This is a genomic window from Amycolatopsis heterodermiae (assembly GCF_034929455.1).
GTDB lineage: Bacteria > Actinomycetota > Actinomycetes > Mycobacteriales > Pseudonocardiaceae > Amycolatopsis > Amycolatopsis heterodermiae.
In genome coordinates this window covers 337326-358729 of the sequence record NZ_JAYFSI010000001.1, presented here as the reverse complement: position 1 = coordinate 358729, position 21404 = coordinate 337326, and the positions used below count along the sequence as shown (strand labels likewise).

The 21404-nt window shown below is 68.7% G+C and carries 20 protein-coding genes; 11 read left to right on the top strand and 9 right to left on the bottom strand.

The annotated features are described in order from the left end of the window. Positions 1–357 precede the first annotated feature (357 nt). The 7 genes from VA596_RS01815 to VA596_RS01785 all read left to right on the top strand — a co-directional run bounded on the left by VA596_RS01815 (position 358) and on the right by VA596_RS01785 (position 6263). Complete coding sequence (locus VA596_RS01815) at positions 358–1149, top strand: hypothetical protein (RefSeq protein ID WP_323322911.1); 792 nt, start codon at positions 358–360, stop codon at positions 1147–1149. Positions 1150–1256: 107 nt separating this feature from the next. After that, positions 1257–1751 (top strand): hypothetical protein, encoded by a 495-nt coding sequence (locus tag VA596_RS01810; RefSeq protein ID WP_323322909.1) that lies wholly within the window; start codon positions 1257–1259, stop codon positions 1749–1751. Positions 1752–1771: 20 nt separating this feature from the next. After that, positions 1772–2470, top strand: coding sequence for a hypothetical protein (locus VA596_RS01805; protein WP_323322907.1), 699 nt, complete (start codon positions 1772–1774; stop codon positions 2468–2470). 109 nt (positions 2471–2579) lie between these two features. After that, positions 2580–3548: a hypothetical protein gene (locus VA596_RS01800; protein ID WP_323322905.1), complete on the top strand. Its 969-nt coding sequence runs from the start codon at positions 2580–2582 to the stop codon at positions 3546–3548. A 17-nt stretch (positions 3549–3565) separates the two neighbouring features. Beyond that, complete coding sequence (locus VA596_RS01795; RefSeq protein WP_323322903.1) at positions 3566–4294, top strand: hypothetical protein; 729 nt, start codon at positions 3566–3568, stop codon at positions 4292–4294. 332 nt (positions 4295–4626) lie between these two features. Next, on the top strand, positions 4627–5331 hold the full coding sequence (locus tag VA596_RS01790; RefSeq protein ID WP_323322901.1) for an N-6 DNA methylase: 705 nt from the start codon (positions 4627–4629) through the stop codon (positions 5329–5331). Positions 5332–5381: 50 nt separating this feature from the next. Beyond that, the gene (locus VA596_RS01785; protein ID WP_323322899.1) at positions 5382–6263 is read left to right on the top strand and encodes a hypothetical protein; all 882 of its coding nucleotides are present in this window, start codon (positions 5382–5384) and stop codon (positions 6261–6263) included. Positions 6264–6278: 15 nt separating this feature from the next. On the opposite strand, the gene VA596_RS01780 is transcribed toward VA596_RS01785, so the two are convergent. The 9 genes from VA596_RS01780 to VA596_RS01740 all read right to left on the bottom strand — a co-directional run bounded on the left by VA596_RS01780 (position 6279) and on the right by VA596_RS01740 (position 18051). Then, positions 6279–7217: a C40 family peptidase gene (locus VA596_RS01780; RefSeq protein ID WP_323322897.1), complete on the bottom strand. Its 939-nt coding sequence runs from the start codon at positions 7215–7217 to the stop codon at positions 6279–6281. Beyond that, a complete protein-coding gene (locus VA596_RS01775; protein WP_323322895.1) occupies positions 7214–8248 on the bottom strand; it encodes a replication-relaxation family protein in 1035 nt (344 codons plus the stop codon). The genes VA596_RS01780 and VA596_RS01775 overlap by 4 nt, the downstream gene beginning before the upstream one ends. A gap of 17 nt (positions 8249–8265) precedes the next feature. After that, entirely contained in the window at positions 8266–10767 is a 2502-nt protein-coding gene (locus VA596_RS01770; protein WP_323322893.1) for a helicase HerA domain-containing protein, read from the bottom strand. A gap of 32 nt (positions 10768–10799) precedes the next feature. After that, the gene (locus VA596_RS01765) at positions 10800–11600 is read right to left on the bottom strand and encodes a GP88 family protein (RefSeq protein WP_323322891.1); all 801 of its coding nucleotides are present in this window, start codon (positions 11598–11600) and stop codon (positions 10800–10802) included. Positions 11601–11628: 28 nt separating this feature from the next. Next, on the bottom strand, positions 11629–13455 hold the full coding sequence (locus VA596_RS01760; RefSeq protein WP_323322889.1) for a VirB4 family type IV secretion system protein: 1827 nt from the start codon (positions 13453–13455) through the stop codon (positions 11629–11631). Then, positions 13452–14621, bottom strand: a complete 1170-nt coding sequence (locus tag VA596_RS01755; protein WP_323322887.1) for a PrgI family protein — start codon at positions 14619–14621, stop codon at positions 13452–13454. The genes VA596_RS01760 and VA596_RS01755 overlap by 4 nt, the downstream gene beginning before the upstream one ends. Next, complete coding sequence (locus VA596_RS01750) at positions 14618–16564, bottom strand: hypothetical protein (RefSeq protein ID WP_323322885.1); 1947 nt, start codon at positions 16562–16564, stop codon at positions 14618–14620. Before VA596_RS01750 ends, VA596_RS01755 begins: the two co-directional genes overlap by 4 nt. 3 nt (positions 16565–16567) lie before the next feature. Further along, the gene (locus tag VA596_RS01745; protein ID WP_233224036.1) at positions 16568–16885 is read right to left on the bottom strand and encodes a pilin; all 318 of its coding nucleotides are present in this window, start codon (positions 16883–16885) and stop codon (positions 16568–16570) included. Between the two features lie 134 nt (positions 16886–17019). Then, positions 17020–18051: a hypothetical protein gene (locus VA596_RS01740; protein WP_323322883.1), complete on the bottom strand. Its 1032-nt coding sequence runs from the start codon at positions 18049–18051 to the stop codon at positions 17020–17022. A gap of 273 nt (positions 18052–18324) precedes the next feature. Between VA596_RS01740 and VA596_RS01735 the strand changes: the two genes are divergently transcribed. Genes VA596_RS01735 through VA596_RS01720 form a run of 4 tightly spaced genes read left to right on the top strand, consistent with a single transcriptional unit; the run spans position 18325 to position 21309 of the window. Further along, positions 18325–19266: a hypothetical protein gene (locus VA596_RS01735; RefSeq protein ID WP_323322881.1), complete on the top strand. Its 942-nt coding sequence runs from the start codon at positions 18325–18327 to the stop codon at positions 19264–19266. Beyond that, complete coding sequence (locus VA596_RS01730; protein ID WP_323322879.1) at positions 19263–20168, top strand: DNA methyltransferase; 906 nt, start codon at positions 19263–19265, stop codon at positions 20166–20168. Before VA596_RS01735 ends, VA596_RS01730 begins: the two co-directional genes overlap by 4 nt. Next, positions 20165–20788 carry a recombinase family protein gene (locus VA596_RS01725; RefSeq protein WP_323322877.1) on the top strand — a complete coding sequence of 208 codons (624 nt, stop codon included), beginning with the start codon at positions 20165–20167 and terminating at the stop codon, positions 20786–20788. Before VA596_RS01730 ends, VA596_RS01725 begins: the two co-directional genes overlap by 4 nt. Continuing rightward, positions 20779–21309, top strand: coding sequence for an XF1762 family protein (locus tag VA596_RS01720; protein WP_323322875.1), 531 nt, complete (start codon positions 20779–20781; stop codon positions 21307–21309). The genes VA596_RS01725 and VA596_RS01720 overlap by 10 nt, the downstream gene beginning before the upstream one ends. Positions 21310–21404: the final 95 nt, after the last annotated feature.

Below are 21404 nucleotides of genomic sequence, written 5' to 3'. Positions count from 1 at the left end.
TCGGTAGAGCGCGCTGCCGGCAGCTTCTTTGACGTCACCGAATTCATTCGAAAAAAACCCTTTCACTTGTCATCTCATCTTTACCTCTCGCACTCAATTTGTCTAGCTTTTTGTTCATTCCTGCATTTACTCGTCTATGTTTCGGCGGCACGCTGACCTGTGTGTTGCTTCCATTTATTGATCTCTCGGTCTGGTCCGACGGACTGCGGGGAGTGCATAATTGTCGGCAAATAACCCGTTGGAGGTCTTGATTTCCTGTGGCTCGGACCTAAAATGGATTGTAGGAGAGAACGGGACGGCAACCCCAAGATCTCCGGTTCACTAACCAACACCGCTCACCTGATTGAAGGCTCAGTGATGACCATGCTTGAGGCGTGCGTGTCCCAATTTTCCCTTACCGTCGACGCGGCGGACACCATTCAAGCCCTGGTGGGCAGCTCCGACCACCCTTGGGGGCGACGGCTCCACGACGCGCTGAAATTCGCCACGTACGCGGAGTGCGTGTACGCCGTTGAGCCGTACGCGCGTATCGAAGTTGCGGACTTCCGCCCGGACGCGCCCAAGTATCCCGACGTCGCCGACCGGTCCGTGTCCGGCGTGCTGGGTGAGCTGCAGGCGGCCGGGTACGTCGACACACGCGACGTGCTGCAGGAAGACACAGGCCAGACCTACCTGTCCGAGGGACGCACAGTGACGGCCGTGCACGTCGTCCGGCCCTTCGCGCTGGTCGGCGTCGACTACCGCTTTTCCCGGGAAGCCAACAGCCGAGCGATCCGATACGGGCACGCGTACGCCGACCGGTGGGAGATCACCGAACGCGCCTACACCGTCCCGGCCGGGTGGTACCTGGTCGGCGAGACGGGCGACTTCACGGGAGCCCTGGTCGGCGTCGCCGGCATATCAGGGGACAGCGACGACTTGCTGTGCTCGCTGTTCGAAATCGAAGGGTTCGGCGCGTCAACCTGTCTTGCCGGGTGCGGATCGTGCGGGATGCGCTGGTCGGCGGAGTCGGGATCGTGGCACTTCCGGCCCGACGACTGCGACGCCGACGCCTGGGACTTCGACGACGCCGCCGAGGTCGACGACGAATCCGGCACCGTCGCGTGCCCGGCATGCGCTACCGGTCGCGTCGGCTTCTCCATCTTCTGATCTTTCGCCGTTGCGCGGGCGGTCCCGCGTCTTCGTGAGCTGTGCGCTCACCTCTACTTCCTTGTGAGGCTGCAATGTTTGCTGCACTCTCCGTGGACGGAACCCCGATGGGGCTGTCCGACGACATCGCCGAATCGATCACTCTGCACTTCGACACGGACTCGGCTCCGACGCATCGGTGCCGAGCGTGCGGGGAGGAACTGGCCGAGACTCCGGAAGGTTACGAATCGACGTCCGGCGACACCGCGTGTTCCGACTTCGAGCCGACGGCCGACGCCGACCCGGACTACGGCGAAGGTCCGCACGATCCTGAGCGGATCCCGCTGTCCTGGTGCAACAGCGCGGCCGTGCACACCGACGAATCCGAGGACTCGGTCACGGTGTCCATTTCGGTCGGTGACCCGCGCGGCGCCTTCACCTTCACCATCCGGCGCGTGCCGGACGACGCCGACGGCGACCTTGCCGGACAGCTGATCATGCACACCCCGTACGCCGGAGAACCGATGCCGCACGCCGCCTTGACGGTGCTGCACGAAGGAACCTACGTCGTCGGCACCTACGCGCCGACTCGGCGTCTGCACTCGGTTCCTCCCGCCGCCTGAACGCCTACGGAGGTTCACGAATGAACACCGCACCAGCAGGCGATCGCGCCCAGCCGGGCGAGGTCTACGTGACCGTGGCCGACTCCGGCGTCGTCTTCTCGGCCGTGATCGAGGACAAGCGTTGGAACGGGTTCGCTCGGCCGCACTTCAGCCGCGCGGCGGCTGAAGCCGTGGTGGTCTGGCTGACCGACTGCCACGGTGCCAGCGCCGCTGCATTCGACGGCGAGGCAGTCGCCATCACCGAAACCGCGGCTGGTCACGCGGAACGCATCGAAGCGGGCGCCGATGGCCGCTACCCGATCGGCGCCGGTGCGTGGGAATGGGAACTGACCACGCCAGCCGCCGACGTCGTCGCCGAGCAAGCGTTGCTCGCCGGTGCTCACCGGCTCGAACCCGAGGCGGGCGAAGTCCTGGTCAAGGTCAACGCCACCGGCAGCGATCCCGGCTTCCCGGCCCAGGTGGACCCCGTGTCCGGCTGGAGCCGGTCCGGGACCCCGCGCTTCCGCCCCGACGTCGCGGTCGTCGTAGTCGCCTGGCTCAACGCCTGCGGGCGGCAGTACCCGGGCGCCACGGTGGCGTACTGGGAGGACAGCACGATCATGCTCCTTGACCCGCTCGCTGCGATCCAGGACGGATACGTGCCGACGCAAGTCGTCCGGGAGGCGGACGGCCGGTACGCGATCGGCGCCGATTTCGAGTGGGAACGCGCCAAGAGCTAACAGCTCGCGAACTACGAGAACCACGCACAGCCGTGGTGTTCCGGGACGGCAACCCCGGCGCACCACCGAACCACCAACACCGCACCAAACCCATCCGAAGGGATCCGTCATGACGCGCACACCCCGTCGACCGTCCAGGGCCTCAACGAAGGCCCGGCGCACGGTTTCGCCCGAAGAACGCGCCGAGCGCCTCGAAGCTGCCCGCGAGCAGCTGCTGGAGGGCGTGGACAAGCTGATGACTGCCGACGGCTGGCAGCGGCTGATCACCTCCCGGGCGTGGCTGCGCCGCTACAGCCTCAACAACTTGATCATGATCCTGCAGCAGTGTCCGGAAGCCACCGACGTTCGGCCGCTCTCGGAGTGGAAGCGCGAAGGCTACGGCTTCATGCGCAAGGGCACGCACAAGATCAAGATTTGGAAGCCGTGCTTCCGCAGGACGACCGACGACGAGAACACCAAACCCGCCGAGGGCGCCGAGACGGATCCGGACAAGGCGCCCGCGTTGTCGGGGTTCATGCTCGTGCCGGTCGTCGACGTCTCCCAGCTGCAGGGGGACCCGCGGGCCGCGCAGCCGTCCCCGCCGGAACCGATCGCGCTGCGCGGTGACGCGCCACGCGGCCTGTGGGACGGGGTCGCCGCCCAGATCGGCGCATGCGGCTTCACGGTCAAGCGTGGAGACTGCGGCGGCGCCTTCGGCCGAACCGTCTTCTCCGAGCGACGCGTGACCGTGCGCGACGACGTCGAACCCGCGCAGGCCGCGAAGACGCTGACGCACGAGCTGGCGCACATCCTGTGCGACCACGAAACCCGGTTGGCCACCACGCCACGGCATGTGCTGGAGGTCGAGGCTGAGTCGGTGGCGTGCGTCGTCGCCGCGGTCTGCGGCATGGACACGCTGGCGTACTCCGTGCCCTACGTCGCCGGTTGGGCGGCCGATCGCGAGACGGCACGCACTTCGGCGGAGTGCGTGCTTCGCGTCGCAGATCGGATCCTGGACTGGCCTGGCCACGCGGCAGCTTCACCCATGGCGACTCTCGAGGATCTGGCTGCTGCGCACGGCGTTGCCGCGGTCGCGTGAATCGGCCGGGGCGCGCAATGACTCCTTCAATCCTGGGCTGCGCCGAGCTCTACGGCCGTCTTCGCTACGTCACCAACCACGCCGGGGCGCAACGGCGAACCCATCCGCCCGCCGGCACGTCAACCGCATCCGCCTTCGACGACCACGACCCGCTCGGCTTGCACGGCCACGTCCTGCAGGACCTCGGGGCTACTCCCGAATACCTCGACGGCTTCACCGGGGCCTCGGCCGGCTATCCGGCGTTCGGATTCCGGCTCACCGAGAAAGCAGCTCGCCTGGCGCGGCTCTCGGAGGAGTTCGAAGCGTCCTGGACGTGGGGTGACGCCATCCGAGCCGCAGCCAGCCTGGCGCACCAGATCGACGACGCCGAGGACGACCAGGTGCTCGGCGACATGGCCTTGCTGGCCGTGGCCCGCCACGTCGGGCGTCAGCACCCACCCGAGATGACGCCGTTGCCCGGCTGGACACCGCCCGACACACCGCTGTTCCTCGACGGATACCCGGCGACGCTGTTCGGCCACGTGGCCGCAGATCTGCGCGTGGACGCCGTCACCGCGACCTGCACGCGGGAAACCCAGGCGGTCACGCTGTTCCGGTCGCTCGGCTGGCGACTCACTCCGCGGGCCGAAGCATTGGCCGACGCGGTGCAGCATTACGAAGCAAACGGGCTTCGCTGGCCTGACGCTATCGCTGCGGCGGCAAAGACCGACGTGACGCATCTCGAGCGGCACAACTGGGACCGTTGAACTCCGATTCCAGTTTTGTTAATAGCGCCCGGCGGGTGAACACCTCCGGAGAGGCGCGGCAACCACCCGCCGGGCTCCAACACCGCACATCCCAGAAGGGTGCGCGAGCCAACAGTCTAGCGCACGGCTCGTACCTGCGGCGTGACGCTGTGCCGTGCCTCTGATAGCTGGAGGGAACTCCCGTGTCTTCATCCCGTCGTGCAATTTCCACTTCTGTCGACGCTGGGCAATTTGCACATAAGATCGCCACGGCAGTCGAGTCCGCGTGGCATCGAACCTATGGAACCGGCCGGCTTGATATCCCGGTTTCAGTTGTTGCCACACTTACCGCCTTGCCGGAGAAAGATTCGTGCGGACACAACGTCAGCGAATCGGTGCTCAACTGGGACGCTGACACCTTCCACGACTTCGCGCGGCACACGTGGTCGTCGGTCATCCGGCACCGAACCGAAATCACGCACCTCCTCTATCCGATGATCGCGTGGATCTTCGATGATCCTGACCGCGACGTGCGTGGCCACGCACTGGCCGTCGCGCAGGCCGCGCTGCGAGCGGGGCAACCGCACCTCACCGGCACGGAACGGCGGTTCGACGTCGACCTGCTCGGCACCGTGCTGACCGTTCTCCGGCCGAAGTCGGCGCTCAAGGCACGTGGTCAGTTCTATACACCCGGGTCTGTCGCGAAGCTCCTCGCCGGCATGTCCGACATCCAGGAGCGCAGCAACGTCACCGACCCGATGATGGGGACGGGCGGCATGTTTCGCGCGGCCGCGGAAGTCATGCGCGAGCAGGGCCGAGACCCGCGCACGATCCGCTGGATCGGGTGCGACGTCGACTCGCTCGCCGTGGCCTGCGCCACCGTGAACAGCATGATCTGGAACCTCGGAACCGACATCGTCTTCCACGCGGGCGACACGCTGGAGCCTGGTTGGCGAGAGGTCGCACTGGCCCAGCGTGAGGAACTCCGTCGGATCGCCGCAGACTTGCGGCGCGATCACGCGTTGATTGCTTTGGTGAAGTCACTTTCACGACGATGAAGAGGCGTTTCGAGGTAAGCCTCTTACGTGGTGCGCGCTACGGTCGACGCATGAGTGACGTGCCCGACGAGGGTGAGCGAGTCCCTGACGAGGAGACGGCAAATTGGGCAGCCGCGGCCCATACTGCTCGCCTCGCTGGGTATGTGCTCGATCAGGTGGTTGACCCGGTGCCTGGAAGCATGCTTGCCGCAGACGATGCCGCGTACCGATGGGAGAAATGTTCAGCTTGGATGCGGTCATCTTTGGTCGCCGCGCTTGATCACTTGACCCTTTGGGCGAATATCGTCGCTCCTCAGAAGATTTTCGAAGGGATGATCGTCCGAAACCCTCCGCGACCGTACTTCACGCTTGCCCGCGCCGGGCTGGAGTCCGCTGCGCAAGCCGTGTGGGTCCTCAAGGAGGACGATTCGACGGAGAGGGTGCATCGTCACCTGCGGCTGTTGTATCACGACCTGCGCCAGATGGCTTTGGCGTTCGAGAAGCAAGGTGATGACCGTGCGCCGTCCGTGCGGGATCGTATGAACGCTCTGTGGACTCGCGTCGGCGATATGTACCCTTTCGAGTCCATCGTTAAGGGTGAGCCGAAGTACTCGTCGATGGTCCACGAGTGCGCGGCCGTCATTGATATGCAGCCTAACGCTCTTGAAGTGCTCTGGCGCGGCGCGAGCGCGGCGGCGCACGGCAAGAACTGGTTCCAGTACGTCGCCTACAGTACAGAAGTCGGTAGTGAGTACGAGCCTGGTTACTTTCGCACAACTCTGCGCGCAGATCCGAAAACGATCACGGAATCGATTACTGCTGCGGCGAATATGGTACTCCGTGGAGTTCTTTTGTTTGTGGCCAGGTCTGGTCGCCATCCGCAGCCGCTCTATGCTGCGGCATTCGCCAAGCTAGTCAGCGAGACGCCATTGAAAGATGTCCGGAATGAGTGATTGATCGTCCGCAAGTTATTTTGCGGGGCGCGAAGCCGTGAGGTAGTCGTCCCCGTTCCAGCGGTACGAACCGACTTGGACAGGCTCTCCGAAGGTGGGGGCGTGAATCATCTTCCCCGCCCCGATGTACAGGCCGACGTGGTGGACATTGCCGCGCGTGCCGTAGAAGACCAGGTCGCCGGGAAGCAACGGCTGGCCACCCTGCACCAGCGGGCCGGCGGCGTACTGAGTCCGAGCCGTGCGCGGCAGGGTGACGCCGGCAGCCGCGTAAGCCGCCTTGGTCAGACCCGAACAGTCGAAGCCGCTGTCGCCGTTCAACGGGCCGTTCCCGCCCCAGAGGTACGGCAGTCCGAGCTGGCCGCAGGCGAAGTTGATCGCCGTTGCGGTGGCGGCGTTCGGTGCCTGGATGTCGTCGCAGCGGCCGGTGCCGACCGCGGCCTTGCTGTACCTCTCTGCTTGGTCGAGGACGTCGTTGACGTACCAGTCCGCGTGGTTGTAGGCGAACAGCGCCTTGCGGATGTCGCCGGGCGCGCCGGACTCGCACAGGTAGTACGCCGCCGCGTAAATCGCATCGTGCTTGTCCCATGGCGACGGCGGGGTCTTGCCGCCCGGCGGTAGCGGATGCCGGGCGACAACGCCGTCGAACGTGGACTGGAGGAATTGCATCGGCCCGCGGGCGCCGAACGAGTTCTCGGTTCCTTCCGCGATGCCGATCAGCTTGCTGCGGCCGTGGTCGCTCTCGACCTTGCCGATCGCCGCGAGGATCGACCAGTCCAACCCGGGACACGCGGCAGCTGCCGCTCGGTAGACGGCGAGGTAGTCGCCGGGGATGTCGGCGATGGCCTCCTGGCTGGGCTCGGTGCCGCTGCTGCCGAACACGGCCTTCACGACGCCTTGCCCGATGCCGCCGATGAGGATGATGACGACGACGACCGCGGTGTAGGCGAACTTCATGGGCGCCTCCGGAAGCGGCTGGCCGGCGAGGCGGGCGGGAACGGATCCGGAGCGGTCAGGGCCGCTGGACCCTGCTGGGCAGGGACCGAGCTTGACGCCGGCACGTCGCCGGGCAGATCAGGTTGGGGCCAGAGCTGGGTGAGTTCGACGAGCCGCAACCGGCCGGGGTGACGCGTTGCCGGCCCGGTGATCGGCAGCCATCGGGCAGCGGCGGGGTCGCCGGCTGCGTCCGCGGCGGTGGTGGCTAGCGGCACGAGCCTGGGCCGGTCGAGCTGGGACAGGCAGTCGGCGAGCGCTCGGCGGGCGGACGTCTCGCGCCGCTGGGTGGGCAGCCGGATGAGGACCGGGGTGGTGATGCCGGTCGCGGCGGCGAGCCTCTCGTAGCCGTAGAGCTTGTGGCTGAGCTTGCCGAGGTCTTCGGTGCCGAAGTCGAACTCGAGGAAGAACTCGAGCTGAAGGTCGTCTTCGCGCCACCGGCCGTAGGCGTCGGGGCGCACCATGTCGCCGAACAGGCGTCCGCACCGGAGCTCGGACCACCATGCGGTCAGCGACCTTCGAGCACCGGGACGTCGGCTCAGCGCGACCATGGCGGTGAAGAAGCCGTTGACGCCGACCGTGTGGGCCAGGCGCAGGGAGTGCGCGATCCCGATTGCGTCTTCGTGCCGGTAGCCGATCGACTTCGGGTCGACCCCGTCTTCGTAGGCGAGGGCGACCGCGCCGGCGATGTCGAGCACGTAGTGCATCGGGGCGGTGCCGGTCGTGACGAACGGCTGGAACCGGTCGACGACTCGCCACTTGAACAGGTCGAGCAGTCGGTGGTTGGCCGCGCGCATGCTCGGGTAGCAGAGCTCGACGATCTGCTGGGTTGTGAAGACCTTGTGCTCGTAGAGCATTCGGGCCAGCCACCGGTCGCGGTGGGTCAGCCGCCCGGCGAGTTGGGCGTGGTGCTCGCCGGTGGTGGCCGCTCGTGGAGTGGGACGCTGCGGCATGTGTCCGCGCAACGCCCGCTGAGGGGTGGGGTTCGAAATCATCGGGAGTACCTCCGGTTTTAGGCGGCGCGGCGGGGATCGGCGGTGGGCGCTGCGGCTCCGGGCGTCATGGGCTCGCTCTTGGTGACTGGTGGCCGGGTGTTGATCCGGGCGGCTTTGCGGATCGCCCTGGCGCGGCCGGGGACCGCGGGCGGCAGCTTTTCGGTCACTGCGGTGAACGGCGGTGCTTCCTCGCCGCCGAGGACCAGGCGGGCGGCGACGTGGAAGGCGCCCAAGTTGGACAGATCGTGCTCACTCAGCCGCGGCATGGTGTGGCGTGCCAGCCGCTTCGCGTCCTCGGGGGAGGCGTTGAAGAAGATCTTCGACCGGGCGTTCGTGCTGATGCCCTCTTCGAGTTCCTTCGGGAGCTGGCCGAGGTACTGGTGGGCCAAGGTCATCGACAGGCGATATCCGCGAGCCTCGGCGAGCATGTCTTCCAGCGGGTACGCCAGGTTCAGGAAGTTGTGGCATTCGTCGACGTAGAGCCCGCAGTCGCGCCGCTGACGTTGGGGGACGCGGGCCCGGCGGGTGGCGGCTTGCCAGGTGCGGGCGACGACGATCGAGCCGACCAGCCGGGCCGTTTCCATGCCAAGGGCGTCGCGGGCGATGCGAACCAGGCAGATGCCGCCGGTGTTGAGTACCTCGTCCATGTCCACCGTGGACTTCCCGCCGGCGATCGCGGCTCGGACGAACGGACGCAGCAGGAAGCCGCGGACCTTGTTCATCAACGGCGCGATGACCTGCGCCCGGCTCGCTTCGGACAGACCGTCGTACCAGGACCAGAACCCGCGCAGTACGTCATCGTCGATCTGGTCGCAGGCCCGTTGCCGGAACGCCGGGACCGTGAGGAGCTTCGGCAGGTCGACCAGCGTCGGCGTGCCGGGCATCGCGGTCAGGGTGAGCAGGCTGGCGCGCAGGATGTCATCGGTGCGCGGGCCCCATGAGGAGGCGTAGATCCGGGAGAAGATGCTGACGAGGTTGTCGACCGCGCGGGCCTTGTCCACGCCCTCCAGCGGGTTGAGCACCGGCGGTCGGGCGCGGGAGTCGGCATCGAAAAGGACGACCTTCTCGCCGAGCTCCTCGGGCAGCCGCATCAGCAGGTCCGACACGAGGTCGCCCTTCGGGTCGACGACGACCACACCGCGGCCAGCCTCGGCGTCGTCGAGGATCAAGCGGGCCATCAGCTCCGACTTGCCGGAGCCGGTCGCGCCGAGGATGTGCAGGTGATGGCGCGCGTCGGCGACGTGCAGGCCGACCGGCCGGGAGTGCCCCGAGTCCGACAAGCCGAGCGGCTTGATCAAGTCGCCAGCCGTGGCGATACCGGGCGGCGGCGGTACGGCCTTCGCGCCGGCGCGCTGGAGGCCGGGCGTGGCTTCGTCGATCGGCAGGTGCGCGAGCGCGGCCAGCTCCGGGATCGAGAGCAGGTCGCCCCTGCCGAAACGGCGTTCGGCCAGCACCTGGACTGGGACCCGCCGGAACCGGATCCGGCGGAAGTAGTTGTGCTCGGAGAAGGCGGCGAACGCCGAGGCGATCGCGTGGCCGCGTCCCCGCAGCACCTCCCGGACCGCCTGGACCTCGGCGGTCGTCGCGTGCTCGGGGACCGTGGTGGCGACCGCGTACCGGATGCGGGTCTCGAACTGGTTCTGCCGCAGCTTCTCCACGACGACGCGGTCCTGCGCGGCGAACTCCAGGCTGGTTTGCCGATCCAGCCCCGGCGTCCGCGCACTGGACGATGGCTTCGCGGTCTTGCCTGGCGTCACGACGTCCAGCAGCCGGCCGACCAGACTGACCGAGCTGCCCGCGTGCACCCGCTTCGCCGCGCGCCGCGCCTTGGTCACGCGGTGCCCGGCGACGGGACGGGCGAGGATCTGCACGCAGGCCCGCTCGTGGGGGCCGAGCCCGACCGGGGCGCCGAGCAGGGCCCGGATCGGGTCGGCGGGGTGCTCGGTGCGGATCGGAAGTGCTTCCGAGCGAGCCAGCCGCAGCTCGCCGCCGACCGCTTCGATTCGCCGGCCCGCTGCGGAGGCAGTGGGGATCGGGGGCTTGGCCGGCGTCGTGCGGGTGTGCGCGCCGGGCCAGGCCGCCTCGATGGCGCGCTCGACCATCCCCGGGGGCACCAGGCCAGGCACCCACAAGCGGATCTGCACGCCGCCGTCGGTGAACGTCAACTCGAAAGCCAGGTGAGGTTGCCCGCCGAAGCGCCGCCGCCAGCCTGGTCGCAGCAGGCCGACCAGGTTGGACCACACGGTGATCGCGCCGGACGGGTCGACGGTCGGCGGCGCCAGCACGGTGACCAACCGGGCGTCGCTGACCAGGCTCTCGTGGTAGCGGCGGCGCCAGCGGCGTCGAGCGATCACCGCGGCGGTCGTCGCGACCGCCAGCGCCGGCCCGGCGATCGGCCCCCAGGTGAAGACGAGATCGCAAAGGTAGGCCAGCACGGTCTGGAACGCACCGAGCGGGTCGCGCAGGTAGTCGCCGGCAGGTGAGGCGAGAGAGGTGGATAGAGCGAACGGCCAAGACATTAAGACCTCCGAACGTAAGTTGGAGCGCTGGATCAGGCAGCTCGCGGCTCGCCGCCTTGCTCGGGCCGCGCCTCGGAACGGGTGTTGTCGACGACCAGCCGCAGGCGCGTGCGGCGAGCGGAACGTGCGGCGTCGACTTCGGCCTGCCATTCGGAGAACCGGCGTCCAGCCAGGCGCTTGAGGTAGCTCGGAATCCGGTTTGCCGGCACACCGACCAGCTGCGGGCCGAGGACCGCGAGGAGGTCGCTGGCTTCCTGCGACGCCCACCCCGCCTCGACGATCGCCGCTTCGTCCGGGAACACGTCGGCGACGCGGTCCACGGCCGGGTTCAGCGCGGCGTCCTGCTTGCCGCCGTACGAGTAGACCCACAGGAAGTTCGGCGGCGGATCAGGCTCGACCAGGGACCGGAACCGGGAAACCTCCTTGGTGTACGCGTAGAAGTTCGTGTCCGGGCGAGTCCTGCAGATGTCGAGCCAGGCCAGCAGGTAGTCGTCGGAGAAGAAGTCGCCGCTGTCGTGGATCCTGATCCAGCTACCGCGAAACTTGGCCGCGCCAAGTTCGTCGACCATCGCGGTTCGCCAGCCGGCCAGGTCGTCGAAGACGTACATCAGGTTTGCCTGGTGCTTGGCACGGACGACGGGCCAGGTGTACGTGCCGTGCCGGGCGTAGCACGCTTGCGCACAGATCCCGGCGCTCGGGCACGTGTTGTAGGTGCGGCCGTCGGCCAGCCGCCCGGCCCAGGCCGGTAGTGACCAGTTCCAGACCCCTATCTGGCGCATCTCGCTGTTCTGCGTCAGTAGCCGAGCAGGACGGCGGGCAGCTGAAGTAGACATGGATATCCCCTTGGCGCAGTTCGAAATGTCAGGCGGCGTCGAGGTCGACGAAGGAGGTCTCGATCTCCGGGGAGATGTCGGAGTACTCGGCCAGCTCAGCGGGGTTCGACGTGACGAGCTGGTGCTCGACCGGCGACCCGATGGACTGGAACGCCACTCGTTGCGTGCCGGTGCTGAGCAGTCCTTGGCCGCGGTCGGCGGTGAGGAGGAACTGCCGTTCGCCCTGCGAGAGGTCGAAGATCCGGCAGATTTCGTCGATTGCCTGCGGTGCCTGGCGCAGCAGGATTTGCGTCGCCGCGTTCGCGATAATCGCCTTGCCCAGGTCGGTGCTCGTCACATCGGGGGCGTCCTGGGTCGCCACCGTGACGCCGCCCCACCACTTGCGAGAGCCCTTGGACATCCGGAGGAGGAACTCGCCGCCGGCCGGATCCTTCATCAGCAACCAGGCTTCGTCGACGACGACCTGCCGGGGTCTGCGGATGGCGGGATTGGACACTTGGCGCCACACCGCATCGAGCGCGAGAAGTGTGCCGATTGCCTTGAGCTCGCCGGGGAGGTCGCGCAGCGAGAACACGACGAGGTGACCCTCGGGCCGTGTCGTAGTCGGACCCGAGAACAGCCCGGAGAACGCGCCCGTGGTGAACGGCTGTAGCCGCGCCGCGAGGTCCGCCCCGCCTGCCTCAGCCAAGACCTCCGCGAGGTCGGCCAGCAGAGGCGCCGGCCGGGTCCAGGTTCGCGGATCCGACGTGATGCCGGCGCGCTGGTAGGTCGCGGTGATCGCCCGGTCGAGCGCGGCCCGGTCGGTCGCGGCGATCTCGCTGCCCAGCAGCACCGAGATGACGGTGTGCAAGAACAGGCTGCGCCGGATGAGCGCGTCGCGGGGAGCTGTCCGGCGTCCGTCCGGCCGGGTGTGGATGGGCAAGTCCATGGGGTTGAGCCGGACCTGCTCGGCGCCGAGGTGGACGTAGGTGCCGCCGACCGCGGCGGCCAGCCGGGCGTACTCGTCCTCTGGGTCGATGACGTGGATCTCGATGCCGCGGTACAGGCTGCGAAGGAGTTCGAGCTTCACCAGGTACGACTTGCCGGCGCCGGACCGGCCGAGGATCACGCTGTTGTGGTTGTCGAGGGCGAACCGGTCGTGGTGAACGAGTCCTTGGCTGCCGACGTTGAAGCCGTAGAGCACGCCGCTCGGGGCGCCGACCGAGGTCGGGTCCGGCGGTGGCAGGTCCGGTGATGTGAATGGGAACGCCGCGGACAGCGCGCTGGTGTCGAAGGTGCGGCGCATCCCGACCAGGTCCAGGCCCATCGGGAGGCTGGTGATCCAGCCCTGCAGGCTCCGGTAGGTGGTGGGTTTGCAGTCCAGCAGGAGCGACGCCGCCAGCGACCGGATCGCGGCGACCTCGTCGCCGAGCGCCTCCTCGGTCGCGGCGTGCACGGTGAGGTAGAGCCCGAGCCGGTAGAGCTTGCCCTCGCCGCGGGCGACCCGCGCGGACAGGTCGTAGGCGTCCTCGGTGGCTGCTTCGACCTGAGGGTCGATCAGCCTTCCCTTGTCGCTGGTGTGCCGGCGGCCGGACTCCAGCTTCGACAACTGCTTCTTCAGCCGGTTGGCCGCGGTGACGGGGTCGATCGGCTCGATGTGCAGCGAGACGTCGACCCGTCCGGGATAAGTCAGCAGGGGCTGCAGCCAGCCCGGGTGAACTTCACGCGGGTAGCCGGTGACGGCGAACGATGAGACCCATTCGCCTCCGACTTCGAGCGCTCGGGGGCGCACCGAGATGGCGTCCGGTGTGAACGCGCCGGCCTGCCCGACGGGTACCTGCCTGCTTGCGGCGTCGCGGTACCTGGTCCTCTTCATCGGCGGTCCCTCCTCGCGGCGTCGTCGTAGTCGTCGGGCTCTTCGTCGTCCTCCCACGCGGGCTCGCCGAATGCGTCTTCGGTGGCGAGCGAGGTGCGGCCGAACGCGGTGTCGTTCCAGCTCTCGTCCGGGGCGGTGGTGATGACCTCGTCGGAGCCGGCGAGGTCGGAGTTCGGCGGGATCAAGCTGTCGGGGTTGCACGCCGCGGCGAGGACCGTGGTGGCCTGACCGGCATCCAGCGGGGTGACCACGATCCCGGACGGCGAGAGCAGTTCCACCGCCTCGCCCAGCCGACGCACCAAGCGCGCTTCGGCGGCGCGTCGGGCGGCGTCGTCGATCGACGCAGCCTGCCTCGCAGCCCTGCGCTGCGCCGACAACGCGGCCAGCGGCGAGGCACCGCCCAGTCCGTCGGTCGGGCCGCTGGTTCGCAGCGGCTCTCGCAGGATCAGCAGGACCTGCCGCCGTAGCAGGTCGGTCGCGCGGCCGAGCTGGTCGAGGTACTCGGCGTGCTCGCGTGCCGCCCGTTCCAGCGCGGGGTGCGGCAGCCCGCCTGCCTGTTCGCGAAGTTCCGCGATCTGCCCCGACAAGTCCAGCCGTTCCGCCCGGACGAGCACTTGGACCGGCGCGGTCAGCGAGTGCAAGTACCGGCCGAAGGAGGTGACGAGCGCCTCCTGCTCGGCAGGCGTGCGCAGCCCGAAGTTGATCGTGGAGCAGACCGCGACCACGGCGGCGCCGTCCTTGCCGAGATCGATGACGCCGGTGTCGGTGATGCCTTCGGCGGGCAGCCGCAGCGCGGCCGGTGAGACTGCCGACGCCGAAGATCTGGTTGTGCTCGCGGCCTGCCCGATCCACTCGGGTGTGGGCCGGACGCCTTCCGGCGCGGCAACCCGGTGCTGCGGGCTCATCCGCTGGCGCAGCGCCGCCAGCATGAGACGGTCTAGGGTGATGCCGTCGCGCTGACCCAGCGCGAGGAACACTGCGGTCACGCCGATCGGGATGGCAATGACCAGGTACGCCGCCAGCGGGACGAACGCGCGGGTGATCGTGTACGTCCCGTACAGCACGATTCCGGTGACGGTCAGGATGAGCAGCTGTCGCGCGGTGAGCGGACCGATCACCCGGTCTTCGCGGTCGACGTCGGCGGGAATCCGGACGGGCTGGCTCATTTCCCTTCACCTCCTGGGGTTGGCTTCGGCGCGCGGAACGTCGGCGGTGGAACGGACTGGGTACGGCGGGAGGCATCGCCGAGGCGGGGCTCCGGCGTCGCCTGCCGGAATGCCGGCGCGGCAGGTGCGGAGGTCGGTTTGGCTCGGAGCGTTTGTGGTGCGGGCGGCGTCGCCGGTCGGAACTGCAGTTGCGGCGGCACCGATGCTGTGCGGATCGGGCGAGCCGATGGCGATGTGGCGCCGCGTCGACGCGGGCCGCCGGCGGCTTGAAAATGCGGAGTTGCCGACTGTGGCCTTCGTTGTGGCGTGTGCGAGACAGGCGTCGGCGCGGAACTGAATTCGGGCATGGTCGGTCCCTGGTTCGCCGCGATCACGGCGGGGTCGTGGGTGCTGTCTTGGGGCGAGGGCTGCAGGAACTGCGGCGCCTGCGAGGGCAACGTCGGCCGCTGGGCCGCGCGGGCACGCTCGGCGTCGTGGGCCGCCTTGAGCCGCCGGTTGACCACGTCGGGGTTGGGCGCAAAACGCGGCTGTGCCGGCCACGGTGGATCAGCCGCCGCGCCGCCGCCGCGACCGGCGTTCTTCGTCGCACCGCCGGCGCCAGCCTTGCCGAACGCACCGGTCTTACCGGCGACCATGCCGAAGGTTTTCGCCGCGATGTACGCGCGAGCCAACCCGCCGAGGAAGGAACGGCCGGAGCCGACCTTGACGGCCTTCAGCATCCAGAACGGGATCTTGAACAGGACGAAGAACAAGGCGATCGCGGCGATCAGCGTGCCGAGCGCGGATAGCGTCGAGCCGAACAGGTGCACGCCGCCGGACAGGAACGTGCGTACCGCGGTGATCAGCACCAGCGCCTGGGCGAACTGAACGCCTGTCGTCACGGTGATGGCCTTCCACCACCAGCGCGCCAGCGGCTCGGTGTGGGGCAGCCCGTGGCACATCAGGAAGAACGGCGCGCTGATGATCAGGACGAGGGTGATGACGATCCGGACGACGTAGACGACCAGGAGACCGAGGCCGAGCACCACCAGCACGAGCGCGACCAGGATGATGAACAGTCCGCCGGTTTGGATGCCTTGGACGGCCTCTTGCAAGGTGTTGCCCAGCGAGGGCGCGTTGACTCCGTCTCCGAGCACACCCAGGGTCAGGCCGTTGGCCAGCCGGATGAGCTTGTCGGCGAAGAAGAGCGAGAGCGCCGAGGCGATGAACGCGATCGGGATGCGCGGTCCGATCTCCTTGATCGAGTAGCGCGTCTGGACGGTCTCGTGGCCCATCAGCAGGATGCCGCCGAGCAGGACGAGCAGTCCGTAGGCGGCGACCACGATCTCCCAGGAGCTGTTCCAGAGCTCGCCGATGCCGGGCAGGTCGCTGATCGTCGGCGTGGACAGCGCGGTGTGGCCGATCAGCTCGAGGATCGGATCCAGCGCGTCGTCGACGACACTGCGGAACGCCGAGTTGATGGCCTCGGTGATGCACGCGCCGACGTCGGTGATGCCGCAGTCCGAGTCGCCGTCGCCGCTGCCGGTGCCCGGCTGCCGCGGGTTCGTGCTCGGCGCCGGCGGAGTCGGCTGCGGGATGCAGTCCTCGCCCGTGCACGGCTTGCTCGGCGTTGTGGTCGGCGTCGGCGAGGTGCAGCCGAGCTGGCCGGGGAAGCTGCACGGCGTGGGCGTGGGCAGCGCGGTCGGAGGAGGCAGCGGCGGGTCCGCAGGCGGCTGCCGTGGCGCGGTCGGCGAGGCCCACGCGTTGACGGCGAGGATGCCGGCTAGGAGCACGACGGTCAGCACCAGTAGCCAGCCCGCTCGCCGGCGCCGCCGTCGGATGGAGACCTGCTGGCCGGCGTCGCTGACGGGGGCGAGCATCGGTCGATCCGCCGCGGCAGCGGTCTCGGACGGGTTGCCGGACCGGCGGTACGGGCGAACCGTGGGCAGGGTGCTGACGGCCATCGGTCAGGCCCCCACGATCCCTTTAAGGATCTCCACGACCAGCGGCGCGAGCGCCGCCAAGCCGTAGCCCCACCCCGCGGACTTGAAAGCCGTCTTGGCCTTCTCGACCTCGCCGGGGTCGCCGCCGCCCATCACGTAGCGGACGCCACCGATGGACAGGAACACCGTGGCCAAGCCGGCCAGGATGCCCATGATCCAGTTGCGGACGTTGTTCAGGACGTCGGTGACCGAGCCGGCGAGGGCGACGACCATCGTGTCGGCGTGTCCGGCCGACGCCGAGGCCAGCAACGCGATGGCCGACAACTCGACCACCAGCACCACGTGCGACCACCGTCGGCGGCGTCCTGGCCTAATGGTCGGAGTATTCGAGAGCGTCGAACTCGTTTCCATGGTCCGGTCCGGCGGCTGGAGGCCGCCGTCGAGACGAGCGCTACATGGCCCGCTCTCGGCATCGATCACGCGCATTGGGGCACCTCCGAAGTTCGGGCTGAGCGCGGGTTCGTCCCGCAGCCCTGAACTCCGGAATCCGCGTCCGTTTTGGACACGCGGCGCCGAACTTTCCGCTCCGATTCGCCGTTGGTGTCGGACACGGACGGTGACGACCGTGGTGCCTCCTGGGCGGGTGTGACGGGGCGTGCCAGGGCCACCGCGGCGGCCACCTGGTCGATCAGCTGATCGGCCGTGGTGGCGCCCTCGCGCAGGTATTCGGCAAGCCGCCGTTCGGCACGCTTGCGCGTCTTGTACGCGGCCCACTCGCCGGTCTGGTGCTGCGCGGCCCAATCCGTCACCGGCATGTTTTCCAGCCGGGTCGCGCCGATGAGCGCGGCCTCGGTCCGGGTCAGGACTCCGTCCGCGACGGCACGGGCGAGGACGAGATCCGGGTGACCCCACGGCGCGTGCGGCGGAGTCGATCGGAAGCCCGGCGCGACCGGAGTCGGACCGGCCAACGCCTCGGCGAGCGCGTCGTAGCCGGCCCGGTAGGCGGCCCACCGCAGCCGCAGCATGATCCGCGGCGGCCGGAGGTCGATCGTCGACAACGCAGTCAGGAAGCCGCGCAGCACCTCGGCGTGAACGTCGGCCGGATCGCCGGCGAACCGATGGGACAAGGTGGCCGCCGCCGACGTCAGCGCGGGCAGCGCCACACCCACCGCGGCGACCGTCCAGGTCGCTCCTTCGGTTCGCGAGCGCAACACCAGATGCGCCCACACCGCGTCGCGCGTCGCTTGCGGGCACCTGCGCGCCAGCAGGCGGTCGCGGACCTCGTCGAGCGGGACGTGCCGGTCCGGGAGACCGGCGAAGAGCCGGCCGTTCAGCGACACCGGATGCGGTCCCGTCACCAGCCAGGTGAACGTGTTCCGTGCGATGTCCAGAGAGTTCGGGCTTGCCTCGTTGTGACGGCGACGAAAAGCGGATTGAGTTGCCATGTCGTGACTCCCGCGGCGTCGATGTGAACAACAACGGCGCCATGAATCCACGACCGGTACCACGGAAATACCGTGCTATTGCTTGATGTCGACTAGTGGCTGTCCTTGCCCTGCTAGAGGCCTACTATTCGGCTCGGCGGTCGTCCGAACTGAAGATCGACTAGTTGAAGTTGAAAATGTTGACTGAACTGTGTTCGTAGTATTCCTCTAGTAGGCGGCGCGGTGTCCTCGTTGAGGTGTCCGGCGATTTCTCGAAGGTGTGTCCAAAATCGGACCTCCAGCCGGAGTTAAGGGGTGTCAGAACACGCAGCACCCTTCCGTCGGAGGAGATCCACGATGACCCCGGCATACGACAACGAATGTCCAGAGGATGGTTCGCCGCAGCACGATCCCGCCGACCCGCCGACCGTCCCGATCCTGCTTCCGCAGCGTCGGCGAGCGCGGCATCTGCGCACCGTGCGCCGTTCGCGAACGGTCCGGCCGAGCACCGTCTGGACGTGCGCGCAAGACGAGCTCCTCGGAGGCACCGGGCTGCTCGCGAGCTGGTTGCTGACTGCGGTCGTGAAGATCGTCACCGCCTACACGCAGCCGGGCCAGCGGGTGCTCCTGCTCGCGCCTGCGCCCTACCTCGGGCCCTCCCCTTCGTCCTCGCCAATCGGCGATCGACACCGGTCCCGGCCCGGTCCGTACGGCGGACTGCACGAAGCCAGCTGGACGGTGGTCCGACTCGGCCGTCGCGTCCAAACCCAGACCGCCGTCGCGCCTCAGGACCCGATCGGTGAACACCACGGCGAGGCGTTGGCTGTGTCCGAGTCCGGACTCGGACCCGGCTCGGACGGTCCGACCGGCGTCGGGGTCGGTGTGCCGCCTGCGCGCGGTCGGTCCGGGCCGGACGCGGCCGCGACCGTCGTCGGTCCGGACCGCTACGACCTCATCATCACCGCGTCCGGACCGCGGCCCGGCGACTGGTTCCGACCGGCCGATTGGGCCGATGCGCTCAACCCGACCGGCATACTCGCCGTGATCACGCATGGTGATCGTGTGGAGGGTCGGCTCATCGACCCCGCAGGCTCGTTCGTGCGCGCCGCGCAGGGCGCCGGCGTGTGCTATCTCGATCGCATCGCCTTGCTGCGCGCGCCGGTTCGTAACGGGGCGCTCGCTGCTGCGGCACCGCCCGCTGTGCCGCCTGCGCGGCACGCGCGCGTGCACGACGACCTCTTGGTCTTCGTCCGCAAGCCGGTCTCCAAGGCCGCCGTTGCAGGGGAGAACCTCCGATGAATGAGCAGCTGAAAATACTTGGGTCGTCGGTCGACGGGCTGCCTCTTTCGGTCTGGCCAACCGGACAGCGGAGCCAGTTTGAGCAACTGCGCGACGCCGGGTGTGTGCCCGGTACCGAGATCGACGACGAGCGGATTCCTCCTGCCGTCGCCGCGCACGCGATCGCAGTCTACAGCCGACCCGGCGACCTCGTTCTCGATCCTGATTGCGGTGCGGGGACCGTACTGACCGCGGCGCTGAGCGCCGGCCGGGACGCGTTCGGCTTGACCGGCCGCACCCGGTGGTGGTCCCTTGCCAGCGCCAACGCCACCGCCGCCAAGACTGCGGGCGCGTGGCGCGACGGCTCGGTCCTCGATGCCCGTCCGAAGGTCCTCGCGACCGCCCGGGCCGCTGGCTTGGTCGGGCGAGTCGGGCTCGTGCTGACCGCCCTGCGAATGGAGCCGGAGCCTGCGAACGGTCCAGACCGCGACCCGGTCGAGTCCGCGCTCGCTGACATCGCCGCGACGATGTTCTACGGCGAATCGCTGCTGCGTTCAGGCGGCCACTTCGTCATCGTCGCAAGGCCGCGCCGGCGTCCGGACAGCACGTTGGCGGACCTGGCTACCCCGCTCATCGCCGCCGCGACCGCTGCCGGGCTGGCGCCGGTCGAGCGGTGTGTTGCCCTGACCGCCGGACTGCGCGGCGGCCAGCTGGTCACCCGCGCCTCGCTCCCTGCCCGTCGGGCTGCTGCCCGAGCCCGTGCCGCCGGCGCGCCGACCGCGCTCCCGGTGCACCACGAGTTGCTCGTCTTCGGGCTTGCCCGCGACGTCGAGCTTGCCGCCGCGGCGGCAAGCGGCGTTCCCCGGCCGACCCGGCCCGAAGTCAACGACGCCGTCCATGCGGGATGGAGGCGAGCGGCATGACAATCCGCTTCTCCTGCTGCGAGCACCCCGGCACGCCGGTGGCCGAGACCCGTCCACAGCGGTGGTCCCGGCTGTGGGTAAACCTGTGGACAAAACGACCTTGCGTCGCCGAGGAGGGGCGGGACGCGCTCGCTCGGCACCACGCCGAAACAACCCGCCGCGCCCGCGAGGCGATGATCGAAATCGTCCGCGCCGGCTACCAGATCGGGCCTCCGCCCTACGGCTACCGTGCGCTGCGCATCCGCGTCACCGATACCAGCGGACGCAGCAAGCTGCGGGCGGTCCTGGTCCCTGACTGGCAGACCGCCGCGGTCGTGAAGCAGATCTTCGTGTGGCGAGCGAACGACGGCTTGACGTTCGCCGCCATAGCGGCACGCCTGAACGCCGACCTTCGCCAGTACCCAGCTCCGAGCGAGCGGTGGAGGGCGAAAGCTGTCCAGCGGATCGTCACCAACGTCAAGTACACGGGGTGCCAGGTCTGGGCTCGCACAGCGGCCGGTCGTCCCGCTCCCGTCGAGCACTGGGTGACCTCGGCGCCGATGGTCCACGAGCCGCTGGTCGACGAGCGCGTGTTCCGGCGCGCTCAGCACGGGGCGGGGGAGGATCTGCGGTGCGCTTGACGATCGTTCCCCTGACCTTCCGGCAGGCATGCGAATTCATCGACGCCCACCACCGGCACCACCGTCCGCCCCGTGGGATGAAGTTCGCGATCGGCGTCGCGCGCGGCGGTGAACTGGTCGGCGTGGCGACCGCCGGCCGTCCGGTCGCCAGGTGTCTCGACGACGGCATCACGCTGGAGGTGACACGAAGCTGCACCGTCGGCGAGCCGAACGCGAACTCGAAGCTCTACGGCGCGGTCTGGCGCGCGGCGCGAGCCATGGGCTACTTGCGTCTCATCACCTACACGCAGGCGGGCGAGAGCGGTGCGAGCCTGCGCGCCGCCGGATTGGTTCCCGTGGCAGACCTCCGGCCACGGTCGGGATGGACGACGACGTCCCGCCCACGCCAGCCCCGCGGGGTCGACGGCGTCCGCCGAACTCGCTGGGAGATCAGCTCGGGCGCGACCTTGCCCGAAGGTTCACCTTGTCGCGCAGCTGCTTCAGCTGGTACAGCTGGCCGAGATCGTCAAAGTCGGCAGTGAACGGCCGCCGGGACGATGTCACCGGACGGCTGGCTCCTGACGAGCCACCGGAGCTGGTGGTTGAAATCAAGACGGCAGAAGGAAACGCGGCTCAG

What these genes read in the sequence shown, in the direction of transcription:
- VA596_RS01815 (WP_323322911.1), top strand. Translation starts at nt 358, where the DNA reads ATGACCATGCTTGAGGCGTGCGTGTCCCAATTTTCCCTTACCGTCGAC.
- VA596_RS01810 (WP_323322909.1), top strand. Translation starts at nt 1,257, where the DNA reads ATGGGGCTGTCCGACGACATCGCCGAATCGATCACTCTGCACTTCGAC.
- VA596_RS01805 (WP_323322907.1), top strand. Translation starts at nt 1,772, where the DNA reads ATGAACACCGCACCAGCAGGCGATCGCGCCCAGCCGGGCGAGGTCTAC.
- VA596_RS01800 (WP_323322905.1), top strand. Translation starts at nt 2,580, where the DNA reads ATGACGCGCACACCCCGTCGACCGTCCAGGGCCTCAACGAAGGCCCGG.
- VA596_RS01795 (WP_323322903.1), top strand. Translation starts at nt 3,566, where the DNA reads ATGACTCCTTCAATCCTGGGCTGCGCCGAGCTCTACGGCCGTCTTCGC.
- VA596_RS01785 (WP_323322899.1), top strand. Translation starts at nt 5,382, where the DNA reads ATGAGTGACGTGCCCGACGAGGGTGAGCGAGTCCCTGACGAGGAGACG.
- VA596_RS01780 (WP_323322897.1), bottom strand. Translation starts at nt 7,217, where the DNA reads ATGAAGTTCGCCTACACCGCGGTCGTCGTCGTCATCATCCTCATCGGC.
- VA596_RS01775 (WP_323322895.1), bottom strand. Translation starts at nt 8,248, where the DNA reads ATGATTTCGAACCCCACCCCTCAGCGGGCGTTGCGCGGACACATGCCG.
- VA596_RS01770 (WP_323322893.1), bottom strand. Translation starts at nt 10,767, where the DNA reads ATGTCTTGGCCGTTCGCTCTATCCACCTCTCTCGCCTCACCTGCCGGC.
- VA596_RS01765 (WP_323322891.1), bottom strand. Translation starts at nt 11,600, where the DNA reads ATGTCTACTTCAGCTGCCCGCCGTCCTGCTCGGCTACTGACGCAGAAC.
- VA596_RS01760 (WP_323322889.1), bottom strand. Translation starts at nt 13,455, where the DNA reads ATGAAGAGGACCAGGTACCGCGACGCCGCAAGCAGGCAGGTACCCGTC.
- VA596_RS01755 (WP_323322887.1), bottom strand. Translation starts at nt 14,621, where the DNA reads ATGAGCCAGCCCGTCCGGATTCCCGCCGACGTCGACCGCGAAGACCGG.
- VA596_RS01750 (WP_323322885.1), bottom strand. Translation starts at nt 16,564, where the DNA reads ATGGCCGTCAGCACCCTGCCCACGGTTCGCCCGTACCGCCGGTCCGGC.
- VA596_RS01735 (WP_323322881.1), top strand. Translation starts at nt 18,325, where the DNA reads ATGACCCCGGCATACGACAACGAATGTCCAGAGGATGGTTCGCCGCAG.
- VA596_RS01730 (WP_323322879.1), top strand. Translation starts at nt 19,263, where the DNA reads ATGAATGAGCAGCTGAAAATACTTGGGTCGTCGGTCGACGGGCTGCCT.
- VA596_RS01725 (WP_323322877.1), top strand. Translation starts at nt 20,165, where the DNA reads ATGACAATCCGCTTCTCCTGCTGCGAGCACCCCGGCACGCCGGTGGCC.